Raw genomic sequence first — 18,122 nt, forward strand, 5'->3', positions numbered from 1 at the left:
CGCGTGTAAAAACAACCAACTTAAGTCACCATTCAACCATCCGTATAATTGGCAAAGTTTTAATTAAGTCACCAGTTGAATAAGACGGTGAATTGAGGAATGGCATGAAATTAGGCAAACGGCTAACCCGGTTAGTTCAGCAAGTCAATCGACACTATGATCACATTTGGGATTGCTGCTGCGATCATGGCTTACTCGGCGCCGCATTACTTAAGCAACATCCGCACAGCTGCGTGCATTTTGTCGATATCGTGCCGCAGCTGATGGAAAAGGTAACGCGCGATTTAACCGATTTTTTTCCAGCAGCTTCAGACTTAGCTCGTTGGCATACCTATTGTATTGATGTGCGCGATTTGCCATTAGCAGCACATGCTGGATCGCAGCTGGTGATTATTGCTGGAGTCGGTGGTGATTTGATGAGTGAATTTATCACTGAGCTGGTTAAACGCCATCCGACATTGAGCTTAGATCTGCTGCTGTGTCCAGTACATCACACGTATACATTGCGTGAACAGTTAATCAATCTTGGTGCTGAGTTGCACAGTGAGCATTTGTTGGAAGAAAATCAGCGGATTTATGAGCTGTTGCATGTGCAAATTAACCGCGCCTCGGCCGCCATTGAGCATCCGCTCTCTTTAACTGGCAAAGCGTTGTGGCACACCGACAACCAAGTGCAGCAAAAAATAGCGCAGCGCTATTTACAACAATTACAGCATCATTATCAACGCAAAGCTCAAGGCGGTGATAGGGCTGCCGAGCAGCGCAGGCAAGCGTATCAGCAGGTCATTATCCCGCATACTCACGGCTTAAATGACTAAGTGCTGGTTCAAAAAAAGCACTGAGCTAGGCGGTTGACCCAGCTCAGTGTTTATTTGGTATCAGATTGTTGCAGTATCAAACCGTAGCAAATGGCGCACAACTTGCAGCGATATTGGCCCATTCAGCGCGTACAGTGGCACCATGCAACGAAATCCCGGTAGCATCTTGTGGGGTAAAGATGCGACTTGTCATCACATGTTCACCTTGGTTGATGAAAATTTCCAGTGAGGATTGATCGGCGAGAATGTATAGCTCGACATTTGCGCTGCTCAGTGAAAGTTCGCGAATCGTATCACCTTGACGGATCTGGGTTGCTGAGCGGTCAAGGCGCAGTACTTGTTGCTCGGCATCTAACGTCAATCGGACCTGATAGTGTGCGTTTTGCATTAAGCGCAATTCACAGCCCCAGGGCAGAGTCACTTTAAGGGCAAAGCTTTTGCTTTGCATGTCAGTGACAATGTCACTTAAAAGTAGTGATTGCTGGGCATGCATTAGCGTTTGTAGCTCACGCAATGGCTGTTGATAAAGCCGGTCATTGCGCCACTCTAATTCACGCAGTGCCGTGAGTTGATGAATCCAACCTTGGTCGCAAGTGGGATGCTGCAGTTCATCGGGCAAGCCCATCCACGCGCAGAGTACACGACGCCCATCGGCAGTTTGAGCGCTTTGCGGAGCATAAAAATCAAACCCTTCATCCAAAGGCCAACCTTGGTGGAAGGCGACTTCACCTTGCGGATTTTGGGTCACCCGGAAAATCCGATTTTGATGTTGAATCGTGTGATGAGGATTGTCTGACTTGATCCCTTGTGGACCAAATACCAAGAAACGCTCACCTTGTAGTTCAAACCAATCAGGACACTCCCACATATAACCATAGTCGCCGAGTTCATCCCCATACAGCTTATCAAAGTGCCAATTGAGTAAATCATGGGAGCGGTAAATCGCCAGTCGTCCTTGATGCTGCAGCGTTTGAGCTCCCAGTAACATTTGCCAATCGCCTTGGCGGCCAATTACTTTGGGGTCGCGAATATGTTCAGTTACACCAGTAGGTAACGAGCGGATCATCGGCCCGAGTTTTTCAAACTCTCCGCAATCATTCATGCGGGCTGCACACTGCATCGTTTGCCGTTGGCGATCGACCCCTAAGCGGGTGTTGCCAGTATAGAATAACCATAAATTTTTTTGATCACTGACCGCATGACCGGAGAAAACGCCATGGCTATCAAACCAATCGGCAGGGGTTAGAGCGACCGATTGCCACTGCCAATCGACTAAATCAGCACTGGTAAGATGGACCCAATATTTATCTTGATGTTGGCAGGCAAAAGGTGACCATTGATAAAAAAGGTGATATTGCCCTTGATGGTAAATAAAACCGTTGGGGTCATTGAGCAGCCCTTGTGGTGGAGAGATGTGCCATTGGGGGCGATAAGGGCTTGCCACCGCACGTTGATAAGGTAAGGTCTGCGCTTTTTGGCGCTGAGCAATAATTAAACCAATCTCGGCTAACTGCTGATCAGAGATAGAAGCATTACGTGGGATGGAAATCTGCCATTCGCCAAGTACCGATTGCAGATCAATTTCGTCGATTGCTAATTCATCAGTTGTTAAGGGCGCGCCGCGTAGAGCTAAAGCCACGCGACCTTGCGGGGCTAAAATCCGTGTGACGTTGTCGATTCCACCGGCATATGCGAGCAGTTTTTCTAATAACATTGACTTACCTTACCATCAAAAATGTCGGGAACGTTCTCAATTTAGCGTCCCCAAACCGGTAAAGCAAGTTTTTCGTGATCACACAGGGCAAGTTTCCCGTTGAATATTTTGGAAGGTCAGCACCACTTTACTCATTTCTTGTCCACGACCCGCAATCCGCTCCAACAGCATTTTCGCTGCATTTTCGCCAGCTTTATCAAATGCATAGTTAAAAGTTGCCAATGGTGGTGTACTCACATAAGCCAACTCATCATTGCCCACCCCAAGCAATTTAATTTGCTGGCCAACCTGAACGCCGAGCTCTTGCAGCGCTTTAATTGCGCCAATCGCCAGTCGGTCAGTTGCGCAGAATAGGCCATCAAGCTGTGGGTGATCTTGATAGGCTTGTTTGGCCATTTGATAACCGGAGTGCAGCGAAAAATCTCCGCGCCTATGAAAAAGCAGTTCTAATTGATGAAAGGCGAGGGCTTGTTCTAAGCCTTGTGAGCGCAGTACATCGACTGCGATATCATCACTTTGCACACCAATAAAACCAATATGCTGACATCCGGCAGTGACTAAGCGTTGTCCGGCCTCAAAACCCACTCGATGATCGTCGTGCACTATGCTCGGAATGTTATATAACGAGCCGTCTTGTCCCACCAACACCACCGGAACGGCTGATTGCTGAATCGCTTCGACTAGAGGCTTATCAAGGTGCGTCGCATAAAAGACAATGCCTTCGACTCTTTTTTGGTTAAATATTTGAATATATTCGATTTCTTTTGCATGCACTTGATGGGTGTTGGCCAATAGCACATGCTTGCCTGCTTGTTCGAAAATGGCCGTTAGTCCATCTACTCCTTGCGCAGTGGCATGAGAAGAAACACGGGGTACAATCACACCAATCAAATTGGTGGTTTGTGATTTGAGATCTTTTGCGACTTGATTAACGACATAACCACATTGCTTAACTGCCTGTAACACCTTGATTTTTGTAGATTGTTTAACGCCGTATTCATCATTAATAACACGAGAAACGGTAGATTTAGAAACACCCGCTAAACGGGCAACATCATGCAAACTGGCCATAGAGCATCCTGAAGGCGCAAAATTGGGATTGATTGCAGAAATAGAGACTACAAACAAATGAGTAATCGCATTTTAACCCTGTTTCATGCGGCATCCTTAGTAAATTTGGCGATCTTATTCACATTTTGATGGTATTGATTTTGACCACAACTCAGAAACAGACAAGAATGATCTTGCAAACGTTCCCAATTGATATGGCAAACGGCCTATTTTCAATTGAACAAAAATAAATACCGGGGTGAGTTATGGACTATCCAGTCATAGCAAAACAACTTCTAGATAGCTTGGGTGGCAAAAGCAATATTCAAGCACTTGCGCATTGTGCGACTCGTCTACGTTTAGTGTTAAAAGATGAAACGCAACTCGATGAAAGCGCCATCGAATCACTGCCAGGCGTGAAAGGACAATTCAAAGTTGCAGGGCAGTATCAAATCATTTTTGGCTCAGGCATTGTGAACCAAGTCTATGCTGAAATGGCTAAATTAACTGGGTTAGCTGACATGTCAACCAATGATGTGGCTTCGGTTGGTGCAGAAAAACAGAACTGGGCGCAACGGGCGGTGAAAGGTTTATCGGATATTTTTGTGCCGATTATTCCTGCCATTGTGGCTGGTGGTCTGTTAATGGGGTTATTCAATGTACTTACGGCCACCGGTTTATTCATTGAAGGGCAATCACTGATTGATGCTAATCCTGGATTGGCTGATTTAGCCAGCATGATCAACACCTTTGCCAATGCTCCGTTTGTCTATCTGCCAGTATTACTTGCGTTCTCAGCCTCACGTAAATTTGGCGGTAATCCGTTTTTAGGCGCCGCACTTGGCATGCTGATGGTACACCCAGATCTGCTTAATGGCTGGGGGTTTGGCAGTGCATCGGTATCGGGCACAGTGCCAACTTGGAATATTCTTGGTTTTGCTATTGAGAAAGTGGGTTATCAAGGTTCGGTGCTACCGGTACTGGTATCGGCTTTCATTTTAGCCAAAATTGAAAATGGTCTGCGTAAAATTGTGCCTTCAGTGTTGGATAACCTACTGACACCAATGTTGGCAATTTTTATCACCGGTTTTCTCACCTTCACCTTGGTCGGCCCACTGACTCGTGATATTGGCTTCATGCTCGGAGATGCGCTAAATTGGCTCTATGATTCAGCAGGCTTTATCGGTGGTGGTTTATTTGGTTTCATCTATGCGCCTTTTGTGATCACTGGCATGCACCACAGCTTCATTGCCATCGAAACGCAATTATTGGCCGACATTATCACCACTGGTGGAACCTTTATCTTCCCGATTGCGGCTATGTCAAATGTTGCTCAGGGTGCCGCAGCGTTAGCGGTGGGCGTGATGACCAAAGAGAGTAAACTCAAAGGGATTGCGATTCCATCTGGTATCACCGCATTATTGGGTATTACCGAACCTGCAATGTTTGGTGTTAATTTGAAGCTGCGTTATCCGTTTATTGCAGCGATTTGTGGTTCGGCTTTGGCAAGTGCTTTCATTACGTTATTTAATGTCAAAGCTCAAGCTTTAGGCGCGGCAGGCTTGCCTGGGATCATTTCGATTACTCCACAGCAAATTGGCTACTATATTGTTGGGATGGTGATTGCTTTTGTCGCCGCATTTGGTTTGACTTTCTTACTTGGGCTACGTGAGCAGGCCAAGCAAGGGGTTCAGGTAATGGCGTAACTTCCCCCTATGAAGTACGCAAGCCCACTGATTGAGTGGGCTTTTTTTTGCCTAAAATGCAAGGAGCGCTAATGCGCTCCTTGCATAGTTGCTTGGCCATTTACCGCTTTTGATCAACAAGATCCTAGGTGATTGGCTTATTGGGCAAACACGTCTTTAAAATCACGTTTAAGGATTGGGTCACGGCGTGCTTTTTTGATCTGTTTAACCATGTCTTTAACACAGTTGTGCAGCACTTGATCCAGCAACTGAGCCCGATAGGCCTCTTTATCTTGCTCGCTCATCTCTTTAGGAAGATTCAAGGTTGGGAACTCTTCCATGACATTAAGCCCAGCAAAAGCTTGGCTAACGGAAATCAGTGCATGAAACTGTTCAAAATTATCCAGAATGTTTTGTGCGCTGGCTGGCAGTGAGTTCCAGGATTCACGAACCACTTCTTCAGAGACTTCATGAATCGAAGTTACCATGTGATACATTGCTTCTGGCACTTGATCAAACTCTAGAACTTGGCGCAGTTCTGGTGAGATGGATGCTAAGTCCACTGCTGGTGTTTCGGTTGGGGTTGTCTCAGACATGGAAAATTCTCATTACAGTGAAAAATGCCATGCTAGGAAGTTATCAAAAAATGTCAATACAACCGCGTAAAATAGGCGTTGTCTGCACATTTAACGCGCTTTGTTGCATCAATTTTTGCACACTTAGCCTAAACGCTGGTTGCTCTATCAATAAAATGAGATTTGAGCCAGAATCAAGCGAATAGCGATGGCAATCATGAAGCCCAATCGATTTTAATTGACTACGGATTGGTGGCGTTTCAGATAAAAAATTGTGTTAGCATCGGCCAAAAGCTTAGGTTTAAGGCGATTTAACTGTCTGTATGATTGGTTATTTATACCATCACATCTAAGTTTGATATGGAATAGGATAAGATAACATGCTGAGGGAGAGAGCGATGCGCAGTTACAAAGCGATAGGATTAGGTATCCTGCTGGTGTTATCTAGCCAGATAAGCTGGGCCAATGTGGTCGAAACCACTCGGCTGGTTGGGTTTGGGCAAGCCAAATATCCTGCCAATTTTGCGCATTTTGATTATGTAAATCCACAGGCGCCCAAATATGGCAAAGTCACCTTTGGCGAATTAGGCACATACGATAACTTTAACCGTTTTGCATCTCGTGGGGTAGCCGCCGCCAATAGCGAAGAATTGTATGATCCACTCATGTTCTCACCGGCGGATGAAATCGACTCATACTATCCGCTGATTGCCAGTAAAATTCGCTACTCTGATGATTTCACTTGGTTGGAAATTGATCTTAATCCACTGGCACGCTTTCATGATCAACAGCCCATTACAGCGCAAGATGTGGAATTTACCTTTGATAAATTTATGAGCGAAGGGGTCGCGCAATATCGGGTGTACTACAAAGATGTAAAGTCAGTGCGGGCGATTGCTGAACGAACAGTCCGCATCGAAATGCAGCAACCTAACCGTGAACAACTGTTTAGCCTCGCACAATCAACCCGCGTGTTACCCAAACATTTCTGGCAAGATAAAAATCTGGCCGAACCACTCAATCAGCCACCAATTGGTAGTGGCGCCTATCAAATTGTGGCTTTCAAACCTGGGCAAAGCGTGACCTATCAGCTCGATCCAAATTATTGGGCGAAAGATTTACCGGTCAACGTGGGTCGGCATAATTTTGCACAAATTCAGTATGATTATTATCGTGACGATACGGTGATGCTGGAAGCTTTTAAAGCGGGAGAGTTTGACCTACGCCAAGAGAATCAAGCTAAATTTTGGGCAACCGCCTATACCGGCAGTCATTTTGATCAAGGATTGATCAAGAAAGAGCAAATTGCTCATCAGGCCCCCGCAGCTACCCAAGGATTTATTTTCAACACTCAGCGCCCGGTGTTCCAAGATGTTCGAGTGCGTGAAGCGTTAAATTACGCCTTAGATTTTGAGTGGATGAATAAGAACCTGTTTTATGATCAATACCAGCGCACTCGCAGCTATTTCCAAAATACTGAATATGCCGCGCAACAACTGCCGGATGCCGCTGAGTTAGCGATTTTATTGCCCTATAAAGAGAGTGTGCCAGCCCGCGTTTTTAGTGAGGTGTATCAACCACCGGTGACCGATGGTAGCGGGCGGATCCGCCAACAGATGCGTAAGGCATTTGCCTTACTGAAAGAGGCCGGGTGGGAGTTGAATAATAAGGTGATGACCCATACCCAAACCGGTCAACCACTGCGTTTTGAGTTGCTGATTTACAGCCCAACCGCGGAGCGAATTGCCATTCCGCTGCAAAAAAATCTGCAATTAATGGGGATCGAGATGAAGATCCGCACGGTCGATACCACCCAGTACACGAAACGGTTACGTGATCGTGACTTTGATATGATTTCACATGGTTACAGTGCGAATCCCTATCCGAGTCCCAATTTATTGATTGTGTGGAATTCACATTATATGGATTCCACTTACAACACCGCCGCGGCAAATGATCCGGTGCTTGATGCTCTCACCGAGCAAATCGCAACGAGTCAGCAAGATACCATTAAGCTGCGCGCGTTAGGACGAGCGCTCGATCGAGTATTGCAATGGAATTTCTACCTGATCCCACAATGGCATTTAAGCATGTATCGGGTGGCGATGTGGGATAAATTCGGCCGTCCAACGCAATTGCCTAAATATTCTTTAGGCTTAGACACTTGGTGGATAGACCAACAAAAAGCGCAGCGTTTGCCGGAAAAACGGCGTTAGGAGGCGTAATGCTGAGTTATATTGCACGCCGTATACTGCTGGTGGTGCCGACCTTATGGGCGATTATCACCATTAACTTTTTTATCATTCAAATTGCCCCAGGCGGTCCAGTTGAGCAAGCGATCGCCCAGCTGGAAGGCAACACTTCTGGTTTAATGGAGCGTTTTAGTGGTGGCGGCCAAGAGGTCACCGCCACTACGGACGCGACAGTGAGTGGCTATAAAGGTTCAAGGGGACTAGACCCAGAGGTGGTGGCAGAAATCACTCGTCGGTTTGGGTTTGATAAACCATTGCACCAGCGTTATTGGCAGATGCTGAAAGATTACGCCAGTTTTAATTTTGGTGAGAGTCTGTTTCGTGGTGGCAACGTGATTGATTTGATCATTCAACGCTTGCCCGTTTCGATCTCGCTTGGGCTTTGGAGCACCTTACTGATTTACCTTATTTCAATCCCACTGGGCATCAGCAAAGCGATCCATCACGGTTCACGATTTGATATTTGGTCGAGTGCGTTGGTGATCATCGGCTATGCCATTCCTGGTTTTCTGTTTGCGCTGATGTTGATCATTGTATTTGCCAGCGGCAACTATTTCAGTTGGTTTCCACTGCGTGGATTGGTCTCCGATAATTTTGCCGCGTTACCTTGGTACCAACAAATTTTTGATTATTTTTGGCATCTTACCTTACCTACATTGGCAATGGTGATCGGCGGTTTTGCCACCTTAAGTATGCTGACCAAAAACTCGTTTTTGGATGAAATCAATAAGCAATATGTGGTGACTGCACGGGCTAAAGGGTTGGATGAGCGAGCGATCCTCTATCGTCATGTGTTTCGTAATGCAATGTTGATCATTATTGCCGGTTTTCCAAGTGCGTTTATCAGTATTTTCTTTACTGGCTCAATGCTGATTGAAGTGATGTTCTCATTGGAAGGGATAGGTCTACTCGGCTTTGAGGCCACCATCCAACGCGATTATCCGCTGGTGTTTAGCTCTTTGTATATTATGACCCTGCTCGGATTACTGCTGAGTATTATTTCAGACCTGACTTACATGTGGGTCGATCCACGTATCGATTTTGAGGCTCGCGGATGAAAATGTGGCAAAAAATACAACCCGCGCCCAATCCGTTAACCCAAGCGCGCTGGGCTCGATTTAACGCTAATCGGCGTGGTGTGTGGTCATTATGGATTTTCTTACTATTGCTGGTGATAAGTCTATTTGCTGAGTTGATCGCCAATGATAAGCCACTGCTGATCCACTACCAAGGACGCTGGTATACGCCGATTTTTCAAACTTATAGCGAGACCGAGTTCGGCGGAGAATTTGCTACCGCTGCCGATTATACCGATCCATTCGTCATTGAATTGATAGAAGAGCAAGGGACGATTATTTGGCCAGTGATCCGCTTTCACTATGACACCATCAACTTCAATCTGGCTGGCAGCGCACCATCAGCACCTGATGCGGTCAATTGGCTGGGTACCGATGATAAAGGTCGTGATGTATTAGCGCGGATCATCTATGGCTTTCGGATCTCGATCGTGTTTGGTTTTATATTAACGCTGATCTCCTCCCTGATTGGCGTGCTGATTGGCGCGGTGCAAGGTTATTACGGCGGCTGGTTAGATCTGCTCGGTCAGCGTTTTATTGAGGTTTGGTCAGGGATGCCGACTTTGTTTCTATTGATCATTTTATCGAGTTTTGTTGAAGCTAATTTTTGGTGGTTACTTGGCATCATGGTACTGTTTAACTGGATGAGTTTAGTGGGTGTCGTGCGTGCCGAGTTTTTACGCTGCCGTAACTTTGATTATGTGCGGGCAGCACAGGCGCTGGGGGTCAGTGATTTACGGATCATGCTACGCCATATGTTACCGAATGCGATGGTAGCGTCATTGACTATGATGCCATTTATCCTCTCTGGCTCGGTCACTACTTTGACTTCGTTAGATTTTCTTGGTTTTGGTTTGCCTGCCGGCTCGCCATCGCTAGGGGAATTGCTCGCGCAAGGTAAAGCGAATTTGCAAGCACCTTGGCTTGGTTTATCGGCGTTTATCGTACTATCACTGATGCTGAGCTTATTGGTTTTTATTGGTGAAGCGGTGCGTGATGCCTTTGACCCTCATTTGCAACGGAGGGGCTAGTGAACGATTGGTTATTGAAGATTGATGATCTCTCGATCGGTTTTGGTGCGGCAGACAAAATACGCCCGGTGACAGAAGGGGTCAGCTTACAGATCGCGCGTGGCGAAACCTTAGCCTTGGTGGGCGAGAGTGGCTCGGGCAAGTCAGTGACGGCAAATGCGATTTTACGCCTACTTGGCAAAGGTTCGGCTCATTACTTAAATGGCCGTATTCAGTTTGCCGGGATTGATACGCTGCGCTGCTCAGAGCGAACACTGCGCGGATTACGAGGCGGGCGAATTGGCATGATTTTTCAAGAGCCAATGGTGTCACTCAATCCCTTACATAAAATTGGTCAACAGTTGGTGGAAACGTTAGCCATTCACCGTGGTTTACGCTCAGCGGCGGCACAGCAAATCGCATTAGAATGGCTCACCAAGGTCGGGATCCATCATCCACAAATTAAGCTTAATGCTTATCCACATCAACTTTCAGGTGGTGAACGTCAGCGGGTGATGATCGCGATGGCGCTGATCAATGAGCCTGAACTACTGATCGCCGATGAACCGACTACCGCGTTGGATGTGTCAGTGCAAGCCCAGATCTTGGCGCTATTGAAATCACTGCAACAAGAGCTTGGCATGGCGATGTTGTTTATTACCCATGATTTAAGCATAGTGCGCCAAATTGCAGATCGAGTGGCCGTAATGCAACAAGGTAAGCTAGTGGAAACCAATCATTGCCAAACACTTTTTGCCGCGCCACAGCATCCTTATACACAACAGTTGATCAACGCCGATCCTCGTGGGGCTCCAATTACGGCGGACATGAATGCCCCTACGTTATTACAGGTCGAAAATTTGCGAGTTTGGTTTCCCATCAAAGGCGGATTCTTTCAGCGCACACAAGGGTATAGCAAAGCCGTGACGGACGTTAATTTCACTTTAGTCAAAGGGCAATCGCTGGGCTTAGTCGGCGAAAGTGGTTCAGGAAAATCCACCACTGGTATGGCCATTTTAAAACTGCTCGCATCCCAAGGAGAAATTCGTTTTGCTGGAGAAGATTTGCAAAGGCTAGGGCGTAAGGAGATGTTGCCGTATCGCAGCAAAATGCAAGTGGTGTTTCAAGATCCTTATTCCGCGCTGAATCCGCGCATGTCGGTCGCTCAAGTGATTGGGGAGGGCTTGCGTGTTCATCGTCAGATGAATGAAGAGCAGATTGATCAAGCCATTTGTGCGGTCATGCAAGAGATGGGGTTGGATATCAGCACGCGGCATCGTTATCCGAATGAGTTTTCAGGTGGACAACGCCAGCGTATTGCGATTGCTCGTGCGCTGATCCTTAAGCCCGAGTTTATTTTGCTCGATGAGCCGACTTCCTCACTTGATCGTACAGTGCAAGCACAAGTCTTGGATTTACTTAAACATCTGCAGCAAAAATACCAGTTAACTTATCTGTTTATCAGTCACGATTTAGCGGTGATCCGCGCAATGTGCCACCACACTATGGTGCTAAAGGCGGGAGCCATTGTCGAACAAGGGGAAACCCAACGCTTATTTGCTCAACCACAGCATCCGTATACACAACAGTTGGTGCGTCTTGCCTTGGCCTAAATGAAGCATAAAGGGTAGCTAGGCGAGTAAGTTGGGAATAGTGCATTAGTTTAAGTTATCTGAATCGGTAAAATTCGTCATTTTCTAACCACGCGGTGATTGACTAAAATTGAACCTAATAAAATAAGTAACCGATTCAACAGAGGCAAACATGGCTCAGCTAATGCAAATGGGGACCCTTGCGGCTCCAACCTCTAAGGATAGCAAGACCTACGCGGTTAACTTCAAAGGATTGATAGCTCACCTAGTCGACATTCTGTTTTTGGCAAATGCTCCACGTCATTACCAAGCGGACGAATTGTCAGCGCATCTTCAAAAAGATCTCGGCTTATACCGGTAAGTCACTCAGCGAGTGATTGACAGTAGATATCAATGGAAACGTCGGCCAATGGTCGGCGTTTTTGTTGCTTTGCCTACATCATTCTGGTGCAGATGATTAGCTTGTGTGCCTGAACGTAAAAAAATAACCCAAAGTCACTATTGAGGCACTTTGGGTTATACACATCATTAAGTCGCTGTTAAATCAGTCTGTACTTAAGAGTGATCATTTCTTACGGCAATATTCGGCAATGATATACATGGTTTGACCATTAACTTTGCCTTGGATGTGCTTTGGATCATCAGTCAGAGCGATACCACGCACAGCAGTGCCTTGTTTAATCACCATGCTTGAGCCTTTAACTGGCAGATCTTTGATAACAGTGACATCGTCACCTTTTTTCAGTTCGACACCATTCACATCGCGCGGCTTATCGGCATCATCATCCATACCAATTTCAGCCCATTTCGCCGTGTCTTCATCCAGATACATCATTTCAAGCAGATCGCCAGCCCAGCTTTGCGTTTCGGCAAGACGTTTTAGTTGACGCCATGCTTGTACTTGAACCGGTTGAACTTGGCTCCACATGCTGTCATTTAGGCAGCGCCAGTGGTTCGCGTCGACCGTCTCAGGGTTTTCGATTTGCCCTTTACAGGTATCACATAGCATAACCGCGTGATCAACTGTAACTAGTGTGTGCGGCGCAACCACAAAAGGAGAAAGAGGCGCTGGTGCGGCACATAGCTCGCATTGTGATTGACAGCGTTCAAGTAAAGTTGCTTCAGTAGACATGGTACCCACCTTGTAAAAATATGTAAGCGCGTATTATCCATTTTAAACTCAAAATTTAAAGGGATATCGCGAGATTTACCTTGTGTTGTGACTCGTGGTGGCAAATAAATGCGTTAATAGTCAAACAGTAAGGTATGTTAAACTTCCAATTTTCATGAATCGTTCACTTACGGTGATTAAGACATAATTGTCTTAAATTAGCAATGCACTTCGCATTATCAATCTTATGTTAAATGTAGTATTAAAACCACCAGCCTTTCTCTTGCCTATGATCCCCCGCTTAAATGGGATTAAACATAATAGGATTTACCATAAAATAGCTAATCATCATATTTATCATTGAGCAATGTTAAGTATGATGATTAGCGAATAACCATCAGCGGATCACCGCTTGATATTACGATTTCATGACTTGCTATAACGTTGCACAGCAAAACCTTTGGCAGATAATTCTGGTTTAACCCAGACTTGACTAAAATCAAACCAGCCCAGTGCATTGCATTTAGCATTTTGCAAAGCACCACACTGATCTTTGCTGATCCCTAACCAGCAATGGAACATTGGGATCAACTGTAGTTTTTCAATCAAGGACTTACCTAACTCTTTGGCCGGAAATACGCCCGATGAATTCGCACGCCAAGTATCAATTAGGCTCACCCACTGATTAAAATCCTCATTTTGGCTCATAAATTCAATATCCGAATAATTGAGTATCCATCCCGCTAAAGCCTCGTCACGATGATTAGCTATTCCCATCGCTTTGATCCAAATATCAACCTGTTCGGTTTCTAGTACGGTATGCTCATACTTAATAATGTTGACACTGATGCCATCTTGATTAAGCAGTTGCTTAATCGCACTGGCTACGGTGGGAAACATTGGATGCTGTGCATGATAAGCAATGGTGATTTGTTTTGCTTCTGGTGGGTATATCTTATGAGGCGGTGTTGAGTGATGGTACCAACCGGGTTTTAAACCATAAGCGGGCAAAACCCCAAGCTCAATAATCTTCTCTTCCGGTAATAGGCGAAATAGGTTTAGCGCACTGAGCCGCTCGGATAAATAACGCGCCCAATGTGCATCTTTGGCGACACCATTACGACGATTGAGCAGCAAATAAGTACAGCCGGGATCCAACTCCACCTCTTCTTCTGAAGATCCTCGCGCGGTTTTGATCGGATTGGATAAGCTGGGAAATACCATGGATGAGTGAACTTCATCAATCACCCAGACTTCGACTCTATCGAGTAATGGACGAAAGCCGAAATAGCCATCAAAGGCTTGTAATACTAAGCGTTTTTCATCATTTAATACCACTTTATAAGGACCAGTACCCACAGGCATTAAATCAAAATCTTGGTTGCGATCGGCATCGGCTGGAAGCATTTTGGCGCACACTTCGGCAAGCATTAACGGCAAATGTGCATCGGGTTTGTTTAAAAACACATCGACTGCCCAAGGATACGGCGCAGCGACTCGCTCGATATGGGCAAATAGATTCACCAATCGAAGTTGCCAAAGATTTTGCACCACCAATTCAGTCGTCAGTAAATTACCATTATGAAAACGCACCCCGGGACGTAAATAAAATCGCCAATGCGTCTCAGAAATCGCTTGCCAAGCATGGGCTAAATCCGGCTGTAATTGTTCCGCCTCATTTAAGCGAGTTAAGCCGCTGAACACCTGTTGAGCGATATGCTGCTCTGAACGGCGCATCATTTTTTGCGGATTGAGCATGGAAAGTGGACGATAGTATGGCAACCTGACCACTTGCAGTCCCTCTTGATGCTGTACCCCAAGATAGCTTTCAATCACTTGGGTTAATTTCGCGGCATCTTGATTCAGTGCTGCAAACGCTTGGCTTATTTTGCCTTCATTCAGGTAGCGGCGAGCGAGATTTTCACACACATCTGCCCGAGTACGTTTAAAGATTAATTGCGAGAGCTTGCCACGTCCTGGGGCGGGATGCCATTCAAGCCAACCCTCCTCTTCCATTTTATTGAGCACAATTCGCGCGTTACGCCGGGTACAAAATAGAATGTCTGTTACATCTTCTAATTGAGTTTCAACATCTTGTCCTTGAAAATGTTCGAACAATGTATCGAATTGAACACGTAGCCGAGGGCTGCTCATAAAGAGGAAATCTCATCTCAAGACTAATTGTCGATAGTTTCCCTATTTTTCGACATTGGAGCAAGTTGAGTACACAAACTTTTAAAGCACGTCACAAGCGAGCATATCCGCAATCGACCGCAGTTGAATTTCATCATCGAGTTTGATCGACCACTTGCTTTCACTACCATTGGCGATCATGACATTTGCGCCCTTGCCCATCAAGGTGATGGCATCAGCGTGAGCTTGTAAAGTTACCGAGTGACGATCAAGTCGCACCACAACTTCATGTACAGAGAGAATGATTTTTCCGCCACTAAATTGAATAACCACTTAAGCCTCTGTCATTGTGGATTGTGGACGAGAGCGTTTTACCGCCACAGTGAGGCGGCTGATACAAATTAATCGACCTTGCTGATCTTTGATCTCAATTTGCCACACTTGAGTGGAGATCCCGATATGCAGCGGAGTTGCCGTGCCAGTCACTATCCCCTCACGCATCGCGCGTATATGGTTAGCATTGATATCTAATCCAACGCAATAAGACTCCTCTCCCACACTGAAATTGGCGGCGATCGATCCTAAGGTTTCGGCTAATACCACTGAAGCACCACCGTGCAACATGCCTAATGGTTGATGGGTAAAATGACACACAGGCATGGTAGCGGAAAGACTCTGCTCGGTTAGCTCGCTATACACAATATTGAGATGCTCAATCAGGGTATGTTTTGAAGTGGCATTCAGTACTTCTAAGCTGATCGGTTTTTTCCAAATGGTCATACCGCTTCCTATCTAATCATCGGTTGCAGGTTGATGGGCTTTTTGGTGACGAATTTGCTGTGCGATTATTTTTATGGCTTCGGCGGTACTGATACCTTGCGCCATTAATTGTTGGATCTGTTCAACGGCGGCTTGCTGCTCAGCATGGGTTAACGTGGGTAGATCATCAAACATAAAATAGGCTCCTCAGCAGGGAGCCATACTATAAAGAGATGCTTAGTAACTGGCAAGGAAGTTAACGTAAGCCCCCATCGCGTTTTCATTGGTATAACTGGCGCCAATATCCAATTGGAAAAGATTCAGTGGTGATAAACCGACCCCTGCGGTCAAGGTTCCTTCGCTATTATCATAGGCAAGGTTTTTATTGTAGCCAGCCCGCAGTTTTAGCTGGCGCATCAGGTCAATTTCACCGCCAATGCGGATCATTTGCGTATTATCTTGGAAATTTTTGTAGCGCTTATCTTCGTTGAGATCGTAATCAACACTGAGTGTAAAGTAGTCTGCCACAATCCCCGCACCAATTGTGTATTGTGGCTTCATATCATAAGTGTATGCAATTGGCTTACCAGAGGCTGAAGAAGTAATGGTTTTGGTGGTAATTTCACGGGCAATTAAGTTATTTGCCGCAAGGCCAACGCGAAACGGGCCATAAAACCACAATGCACCCGCATCGATATTGAACATGGTTTCACCGGTGCCATTGTCGCGCAGATCTTTGATGTCATAGTTATCTAGACTGGCTTCATACACATAAGTGTAGACGCGCTGCAACTTAGGGCTGATACCAAACGCCATATGTTGGCCAAGGAAAGTTTGATATTTAGCCAGCGTGATCCCCAGTTCAGTGACACCAACCGATACCGCATGCACAGAACTTTTTTGAGCTTGTTGTAGCTGGCAGTTAAAGTCACTATCCGCACATGACCCCCCTTCGATAATGGGAGCGGCAAACGATTCGGTATAAGCTTTACCAAACACATTGGCAGAAATGAATTGGTTCGGAATGGCAAACGCTACCACCCCACCCAGCTCAGCATTCAGCACACTGCCTTGCATTGAGGTTAGCGTTTGATTGAGTTCACCTTGGTAATTTTCTTTACCACGCTTGATGATGTCCGACACTTTGTCTAAATCATTCACCAGGTCATTAGGGTCGTTATACGACAAGCCAATGCTAGGCAGAATCATACCTACGTCATCATTGCGGCGATAAATAGCCACTAGCGCAGGGTTATAAAATGGCCCGGTTAAAAAATTACCGGACACCACGCCAACCCCGCCCATGGCATCACCACGAGCTTCAATCGCATAATTAGCAGCAATAACCACGGGAGAAAGAAAAACTAATGAACAACCCACCGCCAGATTAATTTTTTTCATGGAAATAACGCGCCTATTCGTCTTTTTATTCTATAGCGGCATATTGTCCAATATCTTCAGCTATTCCTCTACATTAACATCGTACGTTTTACTAATAACTTGAGATTGCTCAATCGCAATCGGACCTTGCCAACGTTGCTGGATCATGGATACCGTTACAATGTAACGATCAGAGGGTAATGAAACATTCTCTAAATTGGTGGGGTAATCGGATTCATAGCTCTGATTCCAAATCTGCTTATAACTACCATCAATATGGTCAAAAACAGAAATGGATAATTTAGGCAATGGGCAGTGTGGATTAAGCAGTTGATTCTTTTGAATTTGCCACTCATCTTTTGAGGTCCAACGTACCACTTGTTTGGCAATGATATCGCCTAAAATAACCCAAGCACTCCATGATGACTGATCAGCGGCCGTAATATCGATGCGATATAATCCTGCGCCAAGCGGATTGCTCAAATTATAACGACGGGAATAGGTATAATTGGCTGGTGTGACGCTGTCACTACGATTAATCAAGGAACTATCGGTTGAAACCACTTTATCAACCCATTTCATCAAGCGGATATCAACGATGGGTACTTTGGTCTTCGTCTCAATCGCGACTTGATAGGCATCTCGGCCTGGACTTTGTACATCCACTCTTCTGATGGTAATTCCTTGAATCCATTCTGGAAAAGGCTTGTTATCCAGCCCGCGACCACAATCAACACTGAGTGATTGAATTAATAAGTTATTCAAATGTGTTGGTAAATTTTTATTTTTCTCAAGCTGCCATACTTCAACCAATGAGCTGAACATATTTTCCAGATCATTATTTAATAAATGTTGATGGGCTTGAGTTAGTGGCGTGTTTTTTTCAAACCAGCGGGTAACATTCGCCACAACCGGCGTGCTCAAGAACACGCCGGTTAGCAGTAATAGAGAGTTCACTCGAAACATG

General features: G+C 45.7%; 17 protein-coding genes. 7 read left to right on the forward strand and 10 right to left on the reverse strand.

Annotation, left to right across the window (positions count from 1 at the left end):
* Nucleotides 1-104 precede the first annotated feature (104 nt).
* A complete protein-coding gene (locus PUN32_RS10085; RefSeq protein WP_274722980.1) occupies nt 105-818 on the forward strand; it encodes a tRNA (adenine(22)-N(1))-methyltransferase in 714 nt (237 codons plus the stop codon).
* A gap of 76 nt (nt 819-894) precedes the next feature.
* On the opposite strand, the gene PUN32_RS10090 is transcribed toward PUN32_RS10085, so the two are convergent.
* Together PUN32_RS10090 and PUN32_RS10095 are read right to left on the reverse strand one after the other, a co-directional pair.
* Entirely contained in the window at nt 895-2,532 is a 1,638-nt protein-coding gene (locus tag PUN32_RS10090; protein ID WP_274722981.1) for a glycoside hydrolase family 32 protein, read from the reverse strand.
* Nucleotides 2,533-2,610: 78 nt separating this feature from the next.
* Nucleotides 2,611-3,603 carry a LacI family DNA-binding transcriptional regulator gene (locus PUN32_RS10095; RefSeq protein WP_274722982.1) on the reverse strand — a complete coding sequence of 331 codons (993 nt, stop codon included), beginning with the start codon at nt 3,601-3,603 and terminating at the stop codon, nt 2,611-2,613.
* A gap of 245 nt (nt 3,604-3,848) precedes the next feature.
* Here PUN32_RS10095 and PUN32_RS10100 point away from each other — a divergent pair, with 245 nt between their 5' ends.
* Nucleotides 3,849-5,288, forward strand: a complete 1,440-nt coding sequence (locus PUN32_RS10100) for a sucrose-specific PTS transporter subunit IIBC (RefSeq protein ID WP_274722983.1) — start codon at nt 3,849-3,851, stop codon at nt 5,286-5,288.
* A 137-nt stretch (nt 5,289-5,425) separates the two neighbouring features.
* On the opposite strand, the gene PUN32_RS10105 is transcribed toward PUN32_RS10100, so the two are convergent.
* The gene (locus PUN32_RS10105; protein WP_274722984.1) at nt 5,426-5,863 is read right to left on the reverse strand and encodes a DUF3069 domain-containing protein; all 438 of its coding nucleotides are present in this window, start codon (nt 5,861-5,863) and stop codon (nt 5,426-5,428) included.
* Nucleotides 5,864-6,240: 377 nt separating this feature from the next.
* Between PUN32_RS10105 and PUN32_RS10110 the strand changes: the two genes are divergently transcribed.
* The 5 genes from PUN32_RS10110 to PUN32_RS10130 all read left to right on the forward strand — a co-directional run bounded on the left by PUN32_RS10110 (nt 6,241) and on the right by PUN32_RS10130 (nt 12,133).
* Nucleotides 6,241-8,058: an extracellular solute-binding protein gene (locus PUN32_RS10110; protein WP_274722985.1), complete on the forward strand. Its 1,818-nt coding sequence runs from the start codon at nt 6,241-6,243 to the stop codon at nt 8,056-8,058.
* 8 nt (nt 8,059-8,066) lie between these two features.
* Nucleotides 8,067-9,152 (forward strand): microcin C ABC transporter permease YejB, encoded by a 1,086-nt coding sequence (locus PUN32_RS10115; protein ID WP_274722986.1) that lies wholly within the window; start codon nt 8,067-8,069, stop codon nt 9,150-9,152.
* Nucleotides 9,149-10,201: an ABC transporter permease gene (locus PUN32_RS10120; protein WP_274722987.1), complete on the forward strand. Its 1,053-nt coding sequence runs from the start codon at nt 9,149-9,151 to the stop codon at nt 10,199-10,201. Before PUN32_RS10115 ends, PUN32_RS10120 begins: the two co-directional genes overlap by 4 nt.
* Nucleotides 10,201-11,793 carry an ABC transporter ATP-binding protein gene (locus PUN32_RS10125; protein ID WP_274722988.1) on the forward strand — a complete coding sequence of 531 codons (1,593 nt, stop codon included), beginning with the start codon at nt 10,201-10,203 and terminating at the stop codon, nt 11,791-11,793. The genes PUN32_RS10120 and PUN32_RS10125 overlap by 1 nt, the downstream gene beginning before the upstream one ends.
* Before the next feature lie 151 nt (nt 11,794-11,944).
* A complete protein-coding gene (locus PUN32_RS10130; RefSeq protein WP_274722989.1) occupies nt 11,945-12,133 on the forward strand; it encodes a hypothetical protein in 189 nt (62 codons plus the stop codon).
* Nucleotides 12,134-12,337: 204 nt separating this feature from the next.
* Here PUN32_RS10130 and PUN32_RS10135 read toward each other — a convergent pair whose 3' ends face one another.
* From PUN32_RS10135 to PUN32_RS10165, 7 genes are all read right to left on the reverse strand, one after another.
* Entirely contained in the window at nt 12,338-12,904 is a 567-nt protein-coding gene (locus PUN32_RS10135; RefSeq protein WP_274722990.1) for a PhnA domain-containing protein, read from the reverse strand.
* A 405-nt stretch (nt 12,905-13,309) separates the two neighbouring features.
* Nucleotides 13,310-15,037: an SgrR family transcriptional regulator gene (locus tag PUN32_RS10140; protein WP_274722991.1), complete on the reverse strand. Its 1,728-nt coding sequence runs from the start codon at nt 15,035-15,037 to the stop codon at nt 13,310-13,312.
* 81 nt (nt 15,038-15,118) lie between these two features.
* Nucleotides 15,119-15,349, reverse strand: a complete 231-nt coding sequence (locus PUN32_RS10145) for a DUF3389 family protein (protein WP_274722992.1) — start codon at nt 15,347-15,349, stop codon at nt 15,119-15,121.
* Nucleotides 15,350-15,796 (reverse strand): hotdog fold thioesterase, encoded by a 447-nt coding sequence (locus tag PUN32_RS10150; protein ID WP_274722993.1) that lies wholly within the window; start codon nt 15,794-15,796, stop codon nt 15,350-15,352. It abuts the gene before it with no gap.
* Nucleotides 15,797-15,808: 12 nt separating this feature from the next.
* Nucleotides 15,809-15,970, reverse strand: coding sequence for a YoaH family protein (locus PUN32_RS10155; RefSeq protein WP_274722994.1), 162 nt, complete (start codon nt 15,968-15,970; stop codon nt 15,809-15,811).
* Between the two features lie 42 nt (nt 15,971-16,012).
* Nucleotides 16,013-17,176 carry a conjugal transfer protein TraF gene (locus PUN32_RS10160; RefSeq protein ID WP_274722995.1) on the reverse strand — a complete coding sequence of 388 codons (1,164 nt, stop codon included), beginning with the start codon at nt 17,174-17,176 and terminating at the stop codon, nt 16,013-16,015.
* A 60-nt stretch (nt 17,177-17,236) separates the two neighbouring features.
* Nucleotides 17,237-18,121: a DUF2861 family protein gene (locus tag PUN32_RS10165; protein ID WP_274722996.1), complete on the reverse strand. Its 885-nt coding sequence runs from the start codon at nt 18,119-18,121 to the stop codon at nt 17,237-17,239.
* Between the last annotated feature and the right edge of the window lies 1 nt (nt 18,122).

This window comes from Vibrio chanodichtyis, assembly GCF_028863985.1.
Classification (GTDB): domain Bacteria; phylum Pseudomonadota; class Gammaproteobacteria; order Enterobacterales; family Vibrionaceae; genus Vibrio; species Vibrio chanodichtyis.